Genomic DNA, 18848 nt, shown 5'->3' with positions numbered 1-18848 from the left:
AACTCATAGGCCGCACCAGCCCCAGATCCCCCCGGCGAAGGCGGCTGACGCGCCTTCCGCCTTCCGGACGCCTCGACGCCGGGTCGGCTCCTGAGGGGCCCGACGGCAGCACGGCCGTGAAGAAGTTTCTCTCCGGCTCAGTGAACATCGCGGCCGGCGTCGCCGAACTGCGGAACCGAGGCCTCGGCAACCGTCACGGTCAGGCGAACGCACCACAGCACGTCCTCCCGTTGGCGCTCACGGGACGACGTGGCCGGCTTCATGCGGGACAGTCGCCACACGCCGAGCAGGCGCTTTCCGCATCCAAGGTCTCTCCGTTTCGGGCACGCAGGGTACGGAGAATGCACGGCCACCCCCAGGACGATCCCGGCGGTCACCCCAGGAAGCTCAGCCGCACCTGGCGGTTCGGGTTGTCGACGTTGGTATCCGCCAACCTCCGTTAAGGCAACTGCCACGATATCCGCCGGGCTCCACGAGTCAGCAGGGTCCGTCCGCCCGGCGGCCACGTAGACGCCCTGGGTGTCCAGGACCACCAGGGTCCGGTCCTCTCATCGCCGGGAGCGTTCACGGACCTGGCAGCGCGGGGGTTCGTGGATGACGTGGTCGGTCCCGTCGTCCCGCCAAGCGGCGAAGTAGTGGTACGTCGCGCTCTTCTGCGGCAGGTCGCGCGGGAGATAGGCCCACTGGCAGCCGGTCCGCCCCCCGATAGAGGATCGCGTTCACGATCTCCCGCATGTCGTAGAACCGCCCACTTAGGTCAGCGAGCTTCCACAGGCTCAGGTCATAGCCCCCACAGTGATGAGGGTGGCCCTCCGGGCCACCAGCCAGCCGTTCGCCCAGCTCGACTCAGGCGGGGCAGAAGCACCAGCCGGAGGGACCGGCCTCGGTGCGCGGGTGTCCGGGCGGGTTCAGAAGACCGTCGGCGCCGAGCCCTTCGGGGGCGTGCGCTGGGTACTGGCGCGGATGCGGAGGTCGACCGGGGTGATGACCGGCGATGGCGGTTGGTCGCCTTCGAGGAGGGACAGGAGCATATCGACCGCGGCTTTGGCCTGCAGGCGCGGGAACATGTCGGCTGCCGTGACCGGTGGCTCGATCGCCTGGAGCGACGGACCACGGCACCCCCGCCGTCGCCGTTGCGACCGCCGAACCGTGCGCAGCTGCGGACCAGTGCGGGATTCTTTAGTCCGGCCAGTTCTTCCCGCGCGACCGGACCGGTGGTGACCAGGACGGCCTTGAGCTGGTTGATCGCCTGAGTGCGGGCCTTGACCGCGGAGTCCTTGGCAAGTTTGGACATCCGGGCGATCTGCACCGGACCGTCGTCGGACGTAGCCCGGGCGCACGACCGCTGAGCACGGCCCGAGCAGCGGCCTGGGAATCGAGCAAGTCCGGCGGCGTCCGCTCCATGCAGCGTTGGCGGCAGCCGCCCCTGGGCGGACGGGTACGGACGGTCGACCGCGTGGCAAAGGGCCGCTACCTCCACTCCGCCAGGGGAGAAGCTGATCACCGACCGCGTCCAGGGCCTTATCCCCTGGGGTTCCCCGGGTCAGGAAAGCGTCAACATCGTCGAACTCAATCACGGTCTTGCCGGGCTGATGTGACCATGGAACACCACCTATGCCGCTCGGCCACCCGAGGTCCTCCTCGCTGCACCAGGCGACGTGGGGCTGTGCACGACCGGTGAGAGAGGGGCTTTCGGTGGCGCCGAGGGTTGGGGCAGCCGATACGCCAGGCGTACGGCCAGGAAAGCTGAAGGTGTTCCTTGGGGCAGCGCCGGGGGTCGGCAAGACCTATCGGATGCTGGACGAGGGGCGTCGCCGTGCGCGACGTGGTACCGATGTGGTGGTGGCGTACGCCGAGTGCCACGCCCGGCCGCACACCGAGGAGAAGCTCGAAGGGCTCGAGATACTGCCCCGGACGCTCCGCGCGTACCGGGGAGGCACCTTCAGCGAGTTGGATCTCGACTGTGTCCTGGCCCGCCGCCCGGAGGTGGCCCTGGTCGACGAGCTGGCTCACAGCAACGTCCCCGGCGGGCGCAACGCCAAGCGGTGGCAGGACGTCGAATCGCTGCTCGCCGCAGGTATCGACGTCGTCACCACCGTCAACGTCCAGCATCTGGAGTCGCTCAACGATGTGGTGGAGAAGATCACCGGGGTCCCGCAGCGGGAGACCGTCCCCGACGAGGTCGTCCGCCGCGCCCACCAGATCGAACTGGTCGACATGCCCGCCGAGGCGCTGCGCCGGCGCATGGCGCACGGCAACATCTACCGGCCCGAGAAGGTCGATGCCGCGCTCGCGCACTACTTCCGCATCGGCAACCTGACGGCCCTTCGGGAACTCGCGCTGCTGTGGGTCGCCGGGCGGGTGGACGAAATGTTGCAGAAGTACCGTTCCGAGCACGGCATCAGAACCGTGTGGGAGACCCGCGAGCGGGTCGTGGTGGCGCTCACCGGTGGTCCGGAGGGCGAAACGCTCATCCGCCGGGCCGAGCGGATCGCGGACCGTTCCTCGGGCGGCGACCTGCTGGCCGTGCACGTCGCCCGCAGTGACGGCCTCGCCTATGCCTCCCCCGGTGCGCTCGCCAAGCAACGCACCCTCGTCGAGAGCCTGGGCGGCAGCTACCACTCGGTCGTCGGCGACCATGTGCCCACCGCGCTGCTGGACTTCGCCCGCGCCGAGAACGCCACCCAGCTCGTCCTGGGTACCAGCCGCCGCAGCTGGCTGTCCCGTCTGGTGGCGCCGCGGGGCATCGGCGAGGACACGGTCGAGCTCTCCGGTGACATCGACGTCCACATGGTCACCCACGAAGGAGCCGGCCGAGGAAGGCGGTTGCCCGCCTCGGCACGGCAGCTGCCGCAAGCGCGCCGGGTCGCGGGACCAGTGGCCGGCCTCGCCCTCCCCGTTTTGCTGACCGCCGTCCTCACCCACACCCGCGGCGAACTCAACTTGACCAGTGAGGCCCTGCTCTTCCTGGTCACCGTCATCGGTGTGGCCTGCCTCGGGGGTGTCGTCTCCGCGCTGCTCGCCTCCCTCACCGCCTCCCTCCTGCTCAACTACTACTTCATCCCGCCGAGCGACCAATTCACCATCACCGAGCCCAACAACGCACTGGCCCTCGCGGTGTTCGTGGTGGTCGCCGTCACGGTCGCCGCCCTCGTCGACCGCTCGCTGCGGCTGTCCCGGCGCGCGGCGAGCGCCACCGCGGAGGCGGAGACCCTGTCTTCCATGGCCGGGAACATCCTCCGGGGTGATCAAGCGGTGTCGATGCTCCTGGAGCGCACCCGGGAGACCTTCGGTATGGAGTCGGCCGAGCTCGTCCCGCGTTCGGATCAGGAGAACGAAGCGGTAGAGCGCACCGACGGACTCGTGAAAGTGCCGGCCGGACCGGACCGCGTGCTCGTCCTACGGGGCCGCACCCTCCCCGCGTCCGAGCACCGGGTGCTAACCGCCTTCGCGGCACACCTTGCCGCCGCCCTGGACCACGCCCGCCTTACCGAGGCCGCCGCCGAGGTCGAGCCGGTGAAGGCGGCGGACCGGATGCGTACGGCGCTGCTCGCCGCGGTCAGTCACGACCTGCGGACGCCACTGGCCGCCGGACGGGCCGCCATCAGCTCGCTGCGCAGCACCGACGTGGACTTCTCCGCCGAGGAACGAGCGGAGCTGCTGACGACGGCCGAGGAGTCGCTGACCACCCTCAACCGCCTGGTGGACAACCTCCTTGACATGAGCCGACTCCGGGCCGGTGCCCTCACCCTGCACCTCCAGCCCACCGCGTTCGCCGACGTCCTTCCCCTGGCACTCGACACCCTCTCCGCGACGACGGTGTCAATCGAGACCCAGGGGCTGGCGGAGAGCTGCGATGTACTCGCGGATCCGCCGCTGCTGGAGCGGGTCATCGCCAATCTGGTGATCAACGCCGTGCGCCACTCACCCGAACAACAGCGGGTGCTGATCAGCGCCAGCGCCCTCGGCCCGCGCGTCGAACTGAGGGTCATCGACCGGGGCCCGGGCCTGCTGCCCGAGGACCGGGACCGGATCTTCGTCCCCTTCCAGCGCCTGGGCGACGGCGACAACACCACCGGCCTGGGGCTCGGGCTGGCACTCTCCCGGGGCCTGGCCGAGGCAATGGGCGGCACTCTGACCACCGAGGACACCCCCGGAGGCGGGCTGACCATGGTCCTCTCGTTGCGAGCTGCTGCCGAGGAGAAGCCCGCGGAGCTCACGTAGCCCGAGCGGGTGGGCATCTCGGAGACCGGAGATCGGAGAGAGGTGGACGCAGGAGCTGTAGCCGCAACGCCGTTCAGTTAGGGCGGGGTCGGGGGTGTCAAGGCTGGTGAACGAGGCAGCGGAGCTGCTGTAGAAGAGGTCTGTCACTCCAAGACATCATCACCACAGGAGCTCCACTGTTGGAACAGGCTGCCATAACAAGGACGGTCGGGGTGGCGGCCGAGGTGTTCGCGCCGGGACATATCGGGGAGCTGACCCGGATCGTTCCGTTCGAGATGGTCGATGAGGTGCTGGCGGAGACCGGTGCGGTGCAGCGCAGGGTCCGGCTGGTGCCGGCGCGCGTCACGGTCTACCTGCTGCTGGCCGCGGCACTCTTCACCGGGCTGGGCTACCGGCAGGTCTTCGACCGGTTGTGTGCAGGGCTGGCCGGCCTGCCGCTGCTCCGGCCCAGCGGCAGCGCTCTTCGCCAGGCCCGCCAGCGGCTGGGTCCGGCACCGATGAAGGCGCTGTTCAACCTCGTGAGCGGGCCTGCGGCCACGACCGCTGCCGCCGGGCGGTGGCGGGTCTGAGGGTGGTCGCGGTGGACGGCACCCTGCTGCCGGTCCCGGACTGTCCGGTCAACCTTGCTGTGTTCTCCCGGCAGCGGCTCGGCCATGGGACCTCGGGATACCCGCAACTGCGTCTGGCCGCGCTGGTGGCCTGCGGGACCCGGTCGGTGATCGGGGCCGTGTTCGGTCCGGCCACGCATGGTGAGCTGGAGTACGCCCGCCGTCTGGCAGGCAGCCTGCGGGCTGGAATGCTGATGCTGGGCGACCGGAACTTTGCCTCCGCCGCCCTGATGAACCACCTGGCAGCCACCGGCGCCGATCTGCTGGTCCGCTGCAAGGCCAACCGGAACCTGCCCCCGGTGGCCCGCTGCCCCGACGGCTCGACACTGACCCGGATCGGAGCGCTGACCGTTCGCGTCATCGACACCGAGATCACCATCCGCACCGCCCAGGGCACCCGCACCGGCCACTACCGGCTGCTGACCACCCTCACCGACCCCGCTACCCACCCGGCCGGTGAACTCGTCCGGCTCTACCACGAGCGCTGAGAGATCGAGACCGCCTACGCCGAGCTGAAGTCCACGATCCTGGGCGGACGTGTTCTGCGGGCCCGCACCCCCGACGGCATCGAACAGGAGGTCTGGGCCCTGCTGACCGCCTACCAGGCCTTACGCACCGCGATGACCGACGCCACCGACAGCGCCCCGGGCACCGACCCGGACCGGGCCGGCTTCACCACCGCCCTCGCCGCCGCCAGAAACCAGCTTGTCCTGGCCGCCGGTGTCATCACCGGCGCGGACACCGATCTGGTCGGCACCATCGGCCGTCACGTCCTGGCCCACCTCCTGCCGGCCCGGCGGGTCCGCACCAAAGACCGCATCGTCAAACGCGCGATCTCCAAATACAACGCACGCGGACCCGCCATCGACCGCACCACCTACAAAGCCACCATCAGCATCAACATGCTCAAAAGCAGCCCTTGACACCACCGACCCCGCCCTAACTGAACGGCGTTGGCTGTACCCGTCCTCGCAGGAATGGCCGCCTTCGGCGGCCTGCTCGCCCCGCTCGCCGGCTCCTGCGGACTGCGGCAGGCACGACAGGTGCGGCGGACCGGCATACGCGTTGATGCCCTGGTCAAGCGGCCTCCTGGGCACACCTCCGACGAGCCGGCCCGGCCGCGGCTCCAGTTCGTGACGCAAGACGACCGCGTGGTGGAGGTCCTCTGTCCTGTGCCCCCGCCCCGCCGTCGGCCGCTCAACGATGGCGACCACGTCCTTGTCCTCTACGATGCCGACGATCCGCGCAACGTCGTCGTCCATGCCCATGAACGCCTGGGAATGGAGCGCGGGTTCATGGCCGGAGGCGGGTTGGTCATACTGCTCTCACTGATCCTTTTCGCTGTCTCGGTCGCGAGCCGATGACCAAGAACTCTCCCTGGCCCTTCCCTCTTGTGTCTCCGGTGCACTATCGATTGGCCGCATTCCGCGCTTCATCAGGGCTGTGTCAAGAGGCGCGGGGAACTCTTGAAACGGCGTGCGGCACGGCATTTGATGGTGCTGTGAACAGCGCCTGGCTCCTGCTCGACCGTCCGCCTCATCCGGCGGCTCCGTGTCGTGCACCGCGCTGCCCGGAGACGTCCGCCTCCCACTGAGACGTTTCTACACGCCTACGGGGCGCGGCGATCTGATCGCTGCGCCCCCTTTTTGTCCCCGCATACCTCAGGCCCTGACGCGCCCGCTTGGTATGCCCATCCCCTTTGTCGCTCTTCCCTGGAATGGATCATGCCCGTCTTCAACCTCTCCTCCCGTACTGTCCTGGTCACCGGCGCCACCTCCGGCATCGGCTTCGAGACCGCCCGGCAGCTCGCCGAGCGCGGCGCCACCGTCCTTGTGCACGGCCGCACCGCCGAGGATGCCCAGGCCGCCACCGACAGGCTCATCACGACCGCGGGCATCGACGGCGCCCAACTGTGCGGATTCGCTGCGGACTTCACGCGCCTGGAGGAAGTCGAGGCCATGGCTCGGCGCGTGGTCGCCGAGCACCCTCATCTCGACGTCCTGGTCAACAACGCCGGCATGGCCGCCCCTGAGCGGCACACCCTCACGGCCGACGGCAACGAGATCGCCTTCCAGGTCAACTTCCTCGCCCACTACCTGCTGACCTGCCTCCTGGAACCGGCGCTGATCAGCGAGCCGGGCGGCCGAGTGGTCAATGTGTCGTCGTCGCTGCACCGCACCGCCTCCATCCAGTGGAGCGATCCGCAGCGCGCCCGCCGCTACTCCCGCCTCGCCGCCTACGCCCAGTCCCAGCTCGCCCTCACCGTCTTCGCCGCCGACCCCCGGGTCACGGCCGTCTCCGTCCACCCTGGCATCTGCGAGACGGACCTGCTGTCCCTCTACGCGATCAGCGGTGCATCCGCGGCAGAGGGCGCCGGTCATGTCGTACGCCTCTGCGACCCGGCGGTGGAGATCGTCAACGGCGCCTACTACGACCGCGACCAGCGCGTCGAGCCCGCCCAGGCCGCAACGGAGGACCGCACCGTGAAGCGCCTCACCAAACTCGCCGACCAGTTGGTAAGCCACCACGCCTGAAGAACACCCCACCCACCTGAAGGACCCGGCCGCCTCAGGAACCCCGCTGCCCTAAGAAGGAGAAGGCGGCCTCCCGAGCACGAAAGGCCCGTATGCCCATGTCCAAGCGCTCCCGCAAGAAGAAATCCCGCCGTAGGAAGAAGGCCAACCACGGCAGCAGGGCCGGACAGCGCTGAAACGCCGAGCGGGGTGGCCCCCGGCCCCAACCGGGGCCACCGCGACCGTCACAAGGAGGCTCCGTGATCGAACTCTCCCCCGACCAACTTCCCGCGCTCTCCAACTGGTTCGCGGCCGGCCCCCCGGCAGCAACAGCACTCGCCGAACATGCGCTGGTATCAGGAGCCGGTCGCTTGTGGGCCGACCGCGCCGTCGACCCGCGTGCCATAGCCGTGGCTTGCGCCGATCACCTCCTGCTCCGCGGCGAACCAACCGTCCTGTCCCCGCTCGCACTCGGCGCCTTCGCCGCGCACTATGTGCAGGCCCCTGCCCGCTTCCTGCCCCTGCTGGGCAACGCCTTCGATCTGCTCGTGCCCTGGGAGCGCATGGCGTACCTGCACCGCGTGCCGGTGTCGGCTCCGCGGCCACCCCGCGGCGTGACGGTGCGTCGGTTGGCACCGGGGGACGCTCCGGCACTCGCCGCGCTGGGCCCTGACTCGGCGTGGGTCCATGCCAGTTGGGGTGGCCCGGCCGGTCTCGCCGCATCTGCACACGGCTGGGCGGCCTTCGAGGACGACCGCATTCTCGCGGTGGCCTGTACGTACTTCCGTGGCAGCAGATGTGAGGACGTCGCCTGCGTGACCGTTCCCGAACGCCGCCGACAGCGCCTCGCCCTGGCCTGTGTCACGGCCCTGTGCCAGGACATCGCCGCCCGCGGCCACACCCCGAGCTGGACCTGCTCCCGCGACAACCGGCCCAGTCGGCTCCTCGCCTGGACCGCCGGCTTCCGTCTGGAGTACGAGTACGTCCACCACTTGACCGGACAACCGGCCCGCCGCGTCGCCGGACTCACCGCCTGAACACCGCCCGACAACGAGGAGCCCTGATGAAGCCGCACCGCGCACCCCTCGCCTCGATGAAGATCCTCAACGGCGCCCACGAGCTGTCGGTCCACGGCCTGAGACGGCGGGACGACTCCTTCACCGTCCACTACACGATCGCGCCACCCCTGCCGGACGCCGCGGACTGCACCCCCGTGTTCCTGGCCCTGGAGGCCATGGACGACGTCGGCAACGAGTACTTCGACTGGGGCGGCGCCTACGGACCTGCCGGCGACGGCACACATACCGACGGCAGCATCTCCGCACAGCCCGCCCTGGCGTCCAACGCGTGTGAGATCCGCATTCGGCTCACGTTCCACCGCGACGGCGAGGAGCACCCGTGTCACCTGATGCTGCGTACCTCAGCCACCAAGTCCTGAGGCCGGCGCACTGACCACCGTTTCGGGGACATGAGGAGGAGTGACACGAGGCCGCCATATTGACGAACACTATGGCGAAAATACTGCCGTCGCGTACCCTGACCTGGCCGTCGTGTCGATGGCTGGATCTTTTCGCGGTACGACAGGAGCACACGATGGCCGCCTCCGCCCCTGCCGGTTCTTCGTCCGGGGCTGCCGTACGGCACCGCCTGCGCGGGTGGATGCTGGAAGGCCTGACCGATATGGCCAAGCGCCACCCCGGCCCGCATGCAGGGCCGCAGAGCGCCCATCAAGGGCAGTCGTGGTGGCGGGTGATGTGCCTGACGGGTGTCGACTACTTCTCCACCCTCGGCTACCAGCCGGGGATCGCGGCCCTGGCCGCCGGGCTGCTGTCGCCGGTCGCCACCATCGTGCTGGTCATCGTCACGCTGGCCGGCGCGCTGCCGGTCTACCGGCGGGTGGCCGAGGAGAGCCCGCGCGGCCAGGGCTCGATCGCGATGCTGGAGCGGCTGCTGTCCTTCTGGAAAGGCAAGCTCTTCGTACTGACCCTGCTGGGCTTCGCCGCCACCGACTTCCTCATCACCATCACCCTCTCGGCGGCCGATGCCTCCACCCACCTCGTGGAGAACCCGCACGTCAGCAGCGTCCTGCGCAACCAGCAGATGGTCGTCACGCTGATCCTCGTCGCGCTGCTCGGCGCGGTCTTCCTCAAGGGGTTCCTGGAGGCGATCGGGGTAGCGGTCGCTCTGGTGGGTCTCTACCTCTTGCTCAACGTCGCCGTGGTGGTCGTCGGACTGGGGCATGTGCTCACCGCGCCGCATGTCGTCACCGACTGGTCCCAGGCGCTGACCACCGAACACGGCAACGCGCTGGCGATGGTGGGAGTGGCGCTGCTGGTCTTCCCGAAACTGGCACTGGGCCTGTCCGGATTCGAGACCGGCGTCGCGGTCATGCCGCACGTACAGGGCAGCCCCGGCGACACCGAAGAGCGTCCTGCCGGGCGGATCCGTGGCACGAAGAAGCTGCTCACCACCGCTGCCGTGATCATGAGCGTTTTCCTGATCCTCACCAGCTTCATCACGACCCTGCTCATCCCCGCGGACGCGTTCAAGCCGGGCGGCGAGGCCAACGGGCGCGCGCTGGCCTACCTCGCGCACGAGTACCTGGGCTCCGCCTTCGGCACGATCTATGACATCTCCACCATCGCCATCCTGTGGTTCGCCGGCGCCTCGGCCATGGCCGGGCTGCTCAATCTGATGCCCCAGTACCTGCCGCGCTACGGCATGGCCCCGCACTGGGCCCGTGCGGTGCGCCCGATGGTGCTGGTCTTCACCCTCGTCGCCTTCCTGGTGACCTGGATCTTCAACGCCGATGTCGACGCCCAGGGCGGCGCCTACGCCACCGGTGTCCTGGTCCTGATCAGCTCCGCCGCGATCGCCGTGACCATCGCCGCCCACCGGGCCGGGCAACGAGGCTGGACGATCGGCTTCGCCGTGATCTCCGTGGTGTTCCTCTACACCACCGTGGCGAACGTCATCGAGCGGCCCGACGGCGTGAAGATCGGCGCCTGCTTCATCGCCGGGATCATCCTGGTGTCGTTCCTCTCCCGCCTCGCCCGCGCCTTCGAACTGCGCGTCACCAACGTGGTGCTCGACGAGATGGCCGAGCGGTTCATCCGCGACATCTCGCACCGCAAGATCCGCTTCATCGCCAACGAGCCCGACCAGCGCGATCTGGCCGAGTACCGCGACAAGCTCCAGCAGATCCGCACCGACAACGATCTGGAGGGCGAGGACTTCGTCTTCGTCGAGGTCACCCTCGGTGACCCCTCCGAATTCGAAAGCGAGCTCCGGGCTCGCGGCGAGGTGCTGCACGGCCGCTACCGCGTGCTCTGCCTGGAGAGCTCCACCGTCTCCAACGCGCTGGCCGCCCTGCTGCTGCACGTACGCGATGCCACCGGCCAGCGGCCGCACATCTACTTCGAATGGACCGAAGGCAACCCCATCACCCAGTTCCTCCGCTTCTTCCTCTTCGGCCAGGGCGAGGTCGCCCCCGTCACCCGTGAGGTCCTGCGGGAGGCCGAACCCGACCGGGAACGCCGCCCCCGCGTCCACGTCGGCTGAGCGGGCACACAGCGCCTCGACATCAAGGGCGCGACAAAGATGAGCGACACGACATCAGGGAGTCGCCAGGAGAGCAGGCAGCCACCCACAGCCTGCCTACTGTCGGCGGAATGGGACGGCGAACCGCTCCCGCCGCGGCGATGCGCGCCGGACGGCCGGACACAGCCGTCGACCGCCACTGGCGTGCGGATGCGCGGCGCGCCCTTGCGTACTCCCTGGCGTTCGTCGGTCTGATCATGCTGCTCGACTGGGGCACGGGTAGCCTCACGCTGCCCCGCGCCGGACTCTGGGCCGTGCTCGGGCTCCTGGTCCTTGCTGTCTTCCTTCCGTCACGCGTGACCGCGGGCAAGGGGTGGCTCGCAGTGCGGGGCCTCATGGGCGAGCGCCGGGTGCGCACCGACGCCCTGGTCTCGGTGCGGCGCTGCGGCGGCATCGCCACGCACCTCGTCCTACGAGATGTGCACGGACAGTGGCTGGAACTCGGTCCTCATGTCCTGGAAGCCAATCCGCTCCTCTGGCACCTGCTCGACGCCGGCGCCCGCCGCTCCCTCGAACGCGGCACGCTGCGCCACGGTGCGCAGGTGCTACAGGCGCTGGCGGACCGGATCGACGGGCAGGAGGCGCGCGCAGTCCTCGAAGCTTCCGGGCTGCTGTGAGCGACTGCGGAGAGGGCACCTCGGGGACGGGCGGCGGTCGACTGCCGGCCGTGCTGTCAGCCGCGGCAGGCATCCTGGTCGCGGCGTCCGGCCACGAGGACAACTGGCCGTAGTGGCACTGTCCCGCCCAGCCTGCCCATCAATGGCCGGTGGGGTGGCATCCCGGGGTGTGACATCGCCGGCGACAGCGGCGTCCGGGCCGAATGCAACTGCAAGTCGTTAGAACTCTGGCAGTAACCCGACAACACCCGGTAGATTTCCTTGCGGAGTGCCGGGAAGTCTGGTCGGCGGCGGTTCAGTGACAGCCGAAGCCATCGAGAGACGAGTTCGTGACCGACCTTACTGCCCTCCTGCTGCTCGTCGTGTTCGCCACTTTGGTCGCCACGGGCGCCCGCCACTGGCGCATCCCCGCTCCCTCACTACTTGTCGTCGGCGGCCTCCTCATCGGGCTGCTGCCCTGGATACCGGACGGCCAGGTAGCGCCCGAAGTGATCAGCGTCGTTGTACTCCCGCCGCTGCTCTACGCGTCCGCCGAGGAGATCCCCTGGCGCGAACTGCGCATGGTTTGGCGGCCGGTGACCGTCCTCGCCTTCGGCCTGGTGCTGGCCACCGCGGCCGCCGTGGGCGCCGTGGCTGCCGCGGTCACCCCGCTGAGCACCACCATGGCGTTCGTCCTGGGCGCGGTGCTGGCCAGCACCGACCCGGTCGCCGTGACGGCCCTGGGACGCAAGATCGCGCTGCCGCCCCGCATCCAGGTACTCGTCCAGTCCGAAAGCCTCTTCAACGACGCCACCAGCCTGGTCCTGTTCAAAGTCGCGGTGGGCACCGCCATAGCCGCCCATGCGGTCACCCTGCCCGCGGCCGGCGGTCAGTTCCTGGTGCTGGGCGGGGGCGGGGCGCTGGTCGGCGGCGCCGTCGCGGGTGCGGTGGCGCTGATCCGGCGGCGGACCGAGGACCCCGTCCTGGAGACGGTGATCGCCCTGGTCACGCCGTACGCCGCCTATGTTCTCGCCGAGGACCTGCACACCTCCGGCGTCACCGCCGTCGTGGTCGCGGGGGTGGTGCTCGGCAGCACCGGCCACAAGCTCACGAATGCCACCATCCGCCTCCAGGTACACGCCGTCTACGGCACCGTGGTCTTCCTCCTGGAGAGCGTCGTCTTCGCCCTCATCGGCCTCGAACTGCCGGCTCTCGTACGCCAGCTGACCGCGGACGAGCACAGCTGGCCGCTCGGCGTGCTCGCGGTGGCCGCCACCGTGATCACCGTACGGCTCCTCGGAGTCCTCCCGCTCTCCGCCGTCATGCAGCGCCGCCGCGGCAATGGCACCGTGACCTGGCGCATCCCCGCGGTGGTCTCCTGGGCCGGCACCCGTGGCGTGATGCCGCTGGCAGCCGCCCTGTCCATCCCCTTGGCCGCCGACGACGGCACCCCGCTCCCCCACCGCCCCCTGATCCTCGTCCTGACCACCGGCGTCGTCGTCTTCACCCTCATCCTCCAGGGCTTCACCCTGGCCCCGGTCGTCCGCTGGTCCAAGATCGCACTGGAACCGGAACACACCGCCCGCGAAGAAGCCCGCGCCCGCGCCGGCCTCGCCAAGGCCGGGCTGGGCTGCCTGGACGAACTCGAAGCCGCCGAGGCCGCACCCGCCACCCTCATCAACCAGCTGCGCCGCGGCCTGCTGGCCCGGCTCGACCAGGCCGACGCCGACCAGGACGACGACACGGCCCCGTCCTCCTCGGCCTCCGCCGCCGGCTACCGCGAACTACGCCGCACCGTGATAGCCGCCCAAACCGCCACACTCCAACGCCTCTACGCGGACAACCACATCAGCGACCTCACCCGACGCCGCCTGCAACGCAGGCTCGACCTTGAGGACGCCGGCCTCGGCGACGCATGATCCGAACATCTCGCAGCCCTCGGAAGATGCCGGCAACCCTCAAAACCGGTCCGGGAACTTGACGACGATCACCAGCAGCCCGACCAGCGATGCCGCCACCAGCAGCCCCACGATCCGCTCCACGCTCACGACACCACCGCCGGCATGTCTCCGCACATGCTCACGGCCCTCCTCGATCCTCCGCTCACCCTGACTGACTCCACCGTGGCTGCCGACGCGAGGACAGACGAGCATCACAGCCGGTTCCCTAACGGAATTCGAATGGCTCAGGCACCCGACTGGAGCACGTCCGCATCTTCTGCCCGCGTGGCGTACGCCCTCGGCGCACGGGAGGACGTCGCCGCCTTCGATGGAAAGGTTCGAAGGCCCGCTCCCAGTCGGTGAGTTGGATGCCGGGGCCACGGTCGATGCGTAAGTGGCTCGCTTGGGAGCCTGACGGTTCTGCACCGGGCCGCCGCCGAGGCGCGCTCCACCGGGCTGCCGTGGAGCGCTGGCCGACCACCGCCGTCAGCCCGGTTCAACGCAGTTCCCGTGACGTGCCTCCGCAGGTTGCCACGTAGCCGTTAGGGATGCGTCAATGTCGCGCTAATGGCCGTAAGGACCGCGTCAACGAGGGGCGAGAACGAGCCACCGACGCGATTCCCTCTCCTGGTCCGTTCAACCGAACCTCTCAGGAGTTCACGATGGCCGATGTGGCCTTCGTGGTCACCACGATCGCGGTCTTCGCGCTGGTGGCCCTTGTCGCCAAGGGGGTGGCAAAGCTGTGACCGCCGAAAACCTCATCGGCCTGATCGTGGCCGTCGCCCTGCTGGGCTATCTCGTCCTCGCCCTTGTATTCCCGGAGAGGTTCTGAGCCGCAGATATGAGCCCCGTTCTTGCTGACGTGCTCCAGGTCACCGCGCTCATCGGCGCGCTCGCCCTGGTGCACCGCCCGCTCGGCGACTACATGGCCGCCGTCTACTCGTCCAAGAAGCACCTGCGCGTAGAGAAGTGGATCTACCGCAGCGTCGGCGCCAACCCCGAGGCCGAGATGCGCTGGCCCGCGTACCTGCGCGGCGTCCTCATATTCTCCGCGGTCGGCGTGCTCTTCCTGTTCACGATGCAGCGCGTACAGGACAAGCTGCCGCTGTCGCTCGGCTTCAAGCCGATCACCCCGGACCAGGCCTTCAACACGGCCGCGTCCTTCATCTCCAACACCAACTGGCAGTCGTACTCGGGTGAAGTGGCCATGAGCCATGTCACCCAGACCGCCGGTCTGGCCGTGCAGAACTTCGTCTCCGCCGCCGTGGGCATGGCGGTCGCCGTGGCGCTCGTACGCGGCTTCGCCCGGTCCCGCACCGGCGAACTGGGCAACTTCTGGTCCGACCTGGTGCGCGGCACTGTCCGCATCCTGCTCCCGCTCTCGGTGATCGCCGCGATCATCCTGGTGGCGTGCAGTGCGATCCAGAACTTCGGCGACATCCACCACATCACCACCCTGACGGGTCAGAAGCAGGCGCTCAGCCCCGGCGCGGTGGCGTCCCAGGAGGCCATCAAGGACCTGGGCACCAACGGTGGCGGCTTCTTCAACGCCAACTCCGCCCACCCCTTCGAAAGCCCCAATGGCCTCTCGAACCTCCTGGAGATCTTCCTGCTGCTGGTGATCCCGTTCTCGATGCCGCGGACTTTCGGCAAGATGGTGGGTTCGATCAAGCAGGGTTACGCGATCGTCGCGGCCATGGGCATCGTCTGGTTCGGTGCCGTCATCGCGGTGACATGGCTCGAGTACGCCCACCCGGGCACCGCCTCGCAGCTCGCCGGTGGTGCGATGGAGGGCAAGGAGCAGCGGTTCGGTGAGGGCGCCTCGTCGCTCTTCTCCGTCTCCACCACCATGACGTCGACCGGATCGGTCAACTCCTTCCATGACTCGTTCAGCGGCCTGTCCGGCGGCGTACTGCTGCTGGGCATGATGCTCGGCGAGATCACGCCCGGCGGTGTGGGCTCGGGCCTCTACGGCATGCTCATCATGGCGATCATCGCGGTGTTCCTCGCCGGCCTGATGGTCGGCCGTACGCCCGAGTACCTCGGCAAGAAGATCAGCACCCGCGAGATCAAGCTCGCGGCCTGCTACATCCTGATCACCCCGGCGCTCGTGCTGATCGGCACGGCCGTGGCCATTGCCCTGCCGGACGGCAAGGAAGCCATGACCAACATCGGGGCGCACGGATTCTCCGAGGTGCTCTACGCCTACACCTCCGCCTCGAACAACAACGGTTCCGCCTTCGCGGGCTTCGGCGCCAACACGCCGTTCTTCAACACCACGCTCGGCCTGTGCATGCTGCTCGGCCGGTTCCTGCCGATGGTGTTCGTGCTCGCCCTGGCCGGCTCGCTCGCCGAGCAGAAGCCAGTCCCGGAGACCGCGGGCACCCTCCGTACCGAGAAGCCGCTCTTCACGGGCCTGCTCGTCGGCACTCTGCTGATCGTCACCGGTCTGACCTTCTTCCCGGCGCTCGCTCTGGGCCCGCTCGCTGAAGGGCTGTCGTCATGACCACCGATTCCAAGAAGCACGAGGACGCCATGTCCACCGCTACCCCGACCCCGGCGCCGCACAGCGACATCCCCACCGGGCACAAGGACGACGGGCGCGTGGGCGCGGGCCTGTTCGACCCGAAGCAGCTGGTGAAGTCGCTGCCCGACGCCTTCCGCAAACTCGACCCCCGGGTGATGGTCAAGTCCCCGGTCATGTTCGTGGTCCTGGTCGGGTCGGTAGTCACCACTGTCCTGGCGGTCAAGGACCCGGGCGTGTGGTTCGGCTGGGTCATCGCGGCCTGGCTGTGGCTGACGGTCATCTTCGCCAACCTGGCGGAGGCGGTGGCCGAGGGCCGCGGCAAGGCGCAGGCCGACACCCTGCGCAAGGCGAAGACGGACACGGTCGCGCGCCGGCTGTCCGAGGACGGCAAGGCCGAGGAGGAGGTCCCCGGCACCGAACTGCGCATCGGCGACCTGGTCGTCTGCGAGGCCGGCGACATCATCCCCGGTGACGGCGATGTCGTCGAGGGCGTCGCATCCGTCGACGAGTCGGCGATCACGGGTGAGTCCGCTCCGGTCATCCGGGAGTCCGGCGGTGACCGCTCTGCGGTGACCGGTGGGACGAAGGTGCTCTCCGACCGCATCGTCATCAAGATCACGACGAAGCCCGGTGAGACCTTCATCGACCGGATGATCAACCTCGTCGAGGGCGCCGCACGGCAGAAGACCCCCAACGAGATCGCGCTGAACATCCTGCTCGCCTCGCTCACCATCGTCTTCCTGCTCGCGGTCGTCACCTTGAAGCCGTTCGCCCTCTACGCGGGTGCGGACAAGCAGACGTCGCTGATCGTGCTGACCGCGCTGCTGGTCTGTCTGATCCCGACGACGATCGGCGCACTGCTCTCGGCCATCGGCATCGCGGGCATGGACCGGCTGGTGCAGCGCAACGTGCTGGCGATGTCGGGACGGGCGGTGGAGGCCGCCGGCGACGTGTCGACGCTGCTGCTGGACAAGACCGGCACCATCACCCTCGGCAACCGTCAGGCCGCCGAGTTCGTCCCCGTACGAGGCACCACCGAGGCCGAGGTCGCGGACGCCGCTCAGCTCTCCTCGCTGGCCGACGAGACGCCCGAGGGCCGCTCCATCGTCGTCCTCGCCAAGGAGAAGTACGGGCTGCGCGAGCGCCACCAGGGCGAGCTGGAGCACGCCGAGTGGATCGCCTTCACCGCCCAGACCCGGATGTCGGGTGTGGACGTGGACGGCCGCAAGGTCCGCAAGGGCGCGTCGGGTTCGGTCCTCGCCTGGGTCCAGGAGCGCGGCGGCGAGGTCGCTGACGACGCCCAGCAGCTCACTGACGCCATCTCGCAGGCCGGCGGCACCCCGCTGCTGGTGGCCGTCGAGGACGACAAGGGCGCTCGCGTGCTGGGTGTCATCCACCTCAAGGATGTCGTCAAGGAAGGCATGCGGGAGCGGTTCGTCGAGCTGCGCCGTATGGGCATCAAGACCGTCATGATCACGGGCGACAACCCGCTGACGGCCAAGGCCATCGCCGACGAGGCGGGCGTGGACGACTTCCTCGCGGAGGCCACGCCCGAGGACAAGATGGCGCTCATCAAGCGCGAACAGGCCGGCGGCAAGCTGGTCGCGATGACCGGCGACGGTACGAACGACGCACCGGCGCTCGCCCAGGCTGATGTCGGCGTGGCCATGAACACGGGTACGTCGGCCGCCAAGGAAGCCGGCAACATGGTCGACCTCGACTCGAACCCGACCAAGCTCATCGAGATCGTCGAGATCGGCAAGCAGCTCCTGATCACGCGAGGTGCGCTGACGACCTTCTCCATCGCCAACGACGTCGCGAAGTACTTCGCGATCATCCCGGCGATGTTCTCGATCGCCTACCCGGGCCTGGACAAGCTCAACATCATGGGCCTGGCGTCGCCGGAGTCCGCGATCCTCTCGGCGGTCATCTTCAACGCGCTGATCATCATCGCGCTGGTGCCGCTGGCCCTGAAGGGCGTGCAGTACCGGCCGATGAGCGCCGACAAGATGCTGCGGCGCAACCTCGGCATCTACGGCCTGGGCGGACTGATCGCACCGTTCATCGGCATCAAGATCATCGACCTGCTCATCTCTCTGATTCCCGGAATCGGGTGACCGCCGTGAACAACTCCGTAGCAAGCACCCTCCGGCTGGCGTGGGCGTCGCTGCGCATCCTGCTGGTCCTGACGGTCGTGTGCGGCGTGATCTACCCGCTGGCTGTGACCGCTATCGCGCAGGGGCTCTTTCACGACAAGGCCAACGGCTCCGAGGTGAAGGTCGACGGCAAGGTCGTCGGCTCCGAGCTCATCGGTCAGAGCTGGAACCTCAAGGGAACGGACAAGCCCGACCCCAAGTGGTTCCAGGGCCGCCCCTCCAACAGCGGCTACGACCCGCTGGCCACCGGCTCCAGCCAGCTCGGCGCCAGCGACCCCACCCTGGTCAAGAATGTGAAGGCAGCGAAGAAGCAGGTCGCCGAGTTCAACAGCGTGCCGCAGTCCCAGGTGCCCAAGGACGCGGTCACCGGTTCGGCCTCCGCCATCGACCCCGGCATCTCCCCGGACTACGCCGAGATCCAGGTCAAGCGCGTGGCCGAGCACAATGGGCTAAGCGTCGCCCAGGTCGAGAAGCTGGTGAAGGCCCACACCGACGGCCGTACCGCCGGCTTCCTCGGTGAGCCCGCGGTGAACGTCCTGAAGCTCAACATCGCGGTGAAGGAACTCGCTCAGAAGTGAGAGACCCTGTCGGGGGGGGGGGGGGGGGGGGGGGGGGGGGGGGGGGGGGGGGGGGGGGGGGGGGGGGGGGAGGAGGGGGGGGGGGGGGGGGGGAGGGGGGTGGGGG

20 protein-coding genes and 1 pseudogene are annotated in these 18848 nt (G+C 69.0%); 18 read left to right on the top strand and 3 right to left on the bottom strand.

Translation table 11 applies throughout. The features are described 5' to 3' along the window. Positions 1–5 precede the first annotated feature (5 nt). Positions 6–443 (top strand): abortive infection family protein, encoded by a 438-nt coding sequence (locus ACZ4XD_RS21180; protein ID WP_468044310.1) that lies wholly within the window; start codon positions 6–8, stop codon positions 441–443. A gap of 108 nt (positions 444–551) precedes the next feature. On the opposite strand, the pseudogene ACZ4XD_RS21175 reads toward ACZ4XD_RS21180, so the two are convergent. Both ACZ4XD_RS21175 and ACZ4XD_RS21170 read right to left on the bottom strand, forming a co-directional pair. Continuing rightward, a pseudogene (locus ACZ4XD_RS21175) lies at positions 552–741 on the bottom strand (transposase); the annotation flags it as partial. Between the two features lie 167 nt (positions 742–908). Next, positions 909–1067 (bottom strand): hypothetical protein, encoded by a 159-nt coding sequence (locus tag ACZ4XD_RS21170; RefSeq protein WP_468044198.1) that lies wholly within the window; start codon positions 1065–1067, stop codon positions 909–911. Between the two features lie 727 nt (positions 1068–1794). On the opposite strand from ACZ4XD_RS21170, the gene ACZ4XD_RS21165 reads away from it, so the two are divergent. The 12 genes from ACZ4XD_RS21165 to ACZ4XD_RS21110 all read left to right on the top strand — a co-directional run bounded on the left by ACZ4XD_RS21165 (position 1795) and on the right by ACZ4XD_RS21110 (position 13460). Then, positions 1795–4224: a sensor histidine kinase gene (locus ACZ4XD_RS21165; RefSeq protein WP_468044308.1), complete on the top strand. Its 2430-nt coding sequence runs from the start codon at positions 1795–1797 to the stop codon at positions 4222–4224. A 179-nt stretch (positions 4225–4403) separates the two neighbouring features. Beyond that, positions 4404–4793, top strand: coding sequence for a transposase domain-containing protein (locus ACZ4XD_RS21160; protein ID WP_468044196.1), 390 nt, complete (start codon positions 4404–4406; stop codon positions 4791–4793). A gap of 11 nt (positions 4794–4804) precedes the next feature. Continuing rightward, positions 4805–5320 carry a transposase gene (locus ACZ4XD_RS21155; RefSeq protein WP_468044194.1) on the top strand — a complete coding sequence of 172 codons (516 nt, stop codon included), beginning with the start codon at positions 4805–4807 and terminating at the stop codon, positions 5318–5320. A gap of 132 nt (positions 5321–5452) precedes the next feature. After that, complete coding sequence (locus tag ACZ4XD_RS21150; protein ID WP_468044192.1) at positions 5453–5755, top strand: hypothetical protein; 303 nt, start codon at positions 5453–5455, stop codon at positions 5753–5755. Positions 5756–5785: 30 nt separating this feature from the next. Further along, positions 5786–6196: a DUF3592 domain-containing protein gene (locus ACZ4XD_RS21145; protein ID WP_468044190.1), complete on the top strand. Its 411-nt coding sequence runs from the start codon at positions 5786–5788 to the stop codon at positions 6194–6196. A gap of 360 nt (positions 6197–6556) precedes the next feature. After that, positions 6557–7366 carry an SDR family NAD(P)-dependent oxidoreductase gene (locus ACZ4XD_RS21140; protein WP_468044188.1) on the top strand — a complete coding sequence of 270 codons (810 nt, stop codon included), beginning with the start codon at positions 6557–6559 and terminating at the stop codon, positions 7364–7366. A 92-nt stretch (positions 7367–7458) separates the two neighbouring features. Next, on the top strand, positions 7459–7542 hold the full coding sequence (locus tag ACZ4XD_RS21135; protein WP_468044306.1) for a 50S ribosomal protein bL37: 84 nt from the start codon (positions 7459–7461) through the stop codon (positions 7540–7542). Positions 7543–7605: 63 nt separating this feature from the next. Next, the gene (locus ACZ4XD_RS21130) at positions 7606–8382 is read left to right on the top strand and encodes a GNAT family N-acetyltransferase (protein ID WP_468044186.1); all 777 of its coding nucleotides are present in this window, start codon (positions 7606–7608) and stop codon (positions 8380–8382) included. A 26-nt stretch (positions 8383–8408) separates the two neighbouring features. Then, positions 8409–8783 carry a hypothetical protein gene (locus ACZ4XD_RS21125; protein ID WP_468044184.1) on the top strand — a complete coding sequence of 125 codons (375 nt, stop codon included), beginning with the start codon at positions 8409–8411 and terminating at the stop codon, positions 8781–8783. 155 nt (positions 8784–8938) lie between these two features. Next, positions 8939–10906, top strand: coding sequence for an APC family permease (locus ACZ4XD_RS21120; RefSeq protein WP_468044182.1), 1968 nt, complete (start codon positions 8939–8941; stop codon positions 10904–10906). A 110-nt stretch (positions 10907–11016) separates the two neighbouring features. Then, complete coding sequence (locus ACZ4XD_RS21115; RefSeq protein ID WP_468044180.1) at positions 11017–11562, top strand: hypothetical protein; 546 nt, start codon at positions 11017–11019, stop codon at positions 11560–11562. Positions 11563–11891: 329 nt separating this feature from the next. After that, on the top strand, positions 11892–13460 hold the full coding sequence (locus ACZ4XD_RS21110) for a Na+/H+ antiporter (protein WP_468044178.1): 1569 nt from the start codon (positions 11892–11894) through the stop codon (positions 13458–13460). Positions 13461–13499: 39 nt separating this feature from the next. Here the strand turns inward: ACZ4XD_RS21110 and ACZ4XD_RS21105 are convergent, their stop codons facing one another. Further along, positions 13500–13694, bottom strand: a complete 195-nt coding sequence (locus ACZ4XD_RS21105) for a hypothetical protein (RefSeq protein ID WP_468044176.1) — start codon at positions 13692–13694, stop codon at positions 13500–13502. A gap of 335 nt (positions 13695–14029) precedes the next feature. Between ACZ4XD_RS21105 and ACZ4XD_RS21100 the strand changes: the two genes are divergently transcribed. The 5 genes from ACZ4XD_RS21100 to kdpC are packed head-to-tail and all read left to right on the top strand — an operon-like array spanning position 14030 to position 18742. Continuing rightward, a complete protein-coding gene (locus ACZ4XD_RS21100) occupies positions 14030–14227 on the top strand; it encodes a hypothetical protein (protein ID WP_468044174.1) in 198 nt (65 codons plus the stop codon). Continuing rightward, positions 14224–14313, top strand: coding sequence for a K(+)-transporting ATPase subunit F (kdpF, locus tag ACZ4XD_RS21095; protein ID WP_018542562.1), 90 nt, complete (start codon positions 14224–14226; stop codon positions 14311–14313). The genes ACZ4XD_RS21100 and kdpF overlap by 4 nt, the downstream gene beginning before the upstream one ends. A gap of 9 nt (positions 14314–14322) precedes the next feature. Next, positions 14323–15987 (top strand): potassium-transporting ATPase subunit KdpA, encoded by a 1665-nt coding sequence (kdpA, locus tag ACZ4XD_RS21090; protein WP_468044172.1) that lies wholly within the window; start codon positions 14323–14325, stop codon positions 15985–15987. Continuing rightward, the gene (gene kdpB, locus ACZ4XD_RS21085; protein ID WP_468044170.1) at positions 15984–18125 is read left to right on the top strand and encodes a potassium-transporting ATPase subunit KdpB; all 2142 of its coding nucleotides are present in this window, start codon (positions 15984–15986) and stop codon (positions 18123–18125) included. The genes kdpA and kdpB overlap by 4 nt, the downstream gene beginning before the upstream one ends. 5 nt (positions 18126–18130) lie before the next feature. Beyond that, positions 18131–18742, top strand: coding sequence for a potassium-transporting ATPase subunit KdpC (gene kdpC / locus ACZ4XD_RS21080; RefSeq protein WP_468044168.1), 612 nt, complete (start codon positions 18131–18133; stop codon positions 18740–18742). The last annotated feature ends 106 nt before the right edge of the window (positions 18743–18848 follow it).

It is taken from the genome of Streptomyces sp. NPDC029466, from assembly GCF_055574515.1.
This window is presented reverse-complemented; position numbering and strand designations above follow the sequence as displayed.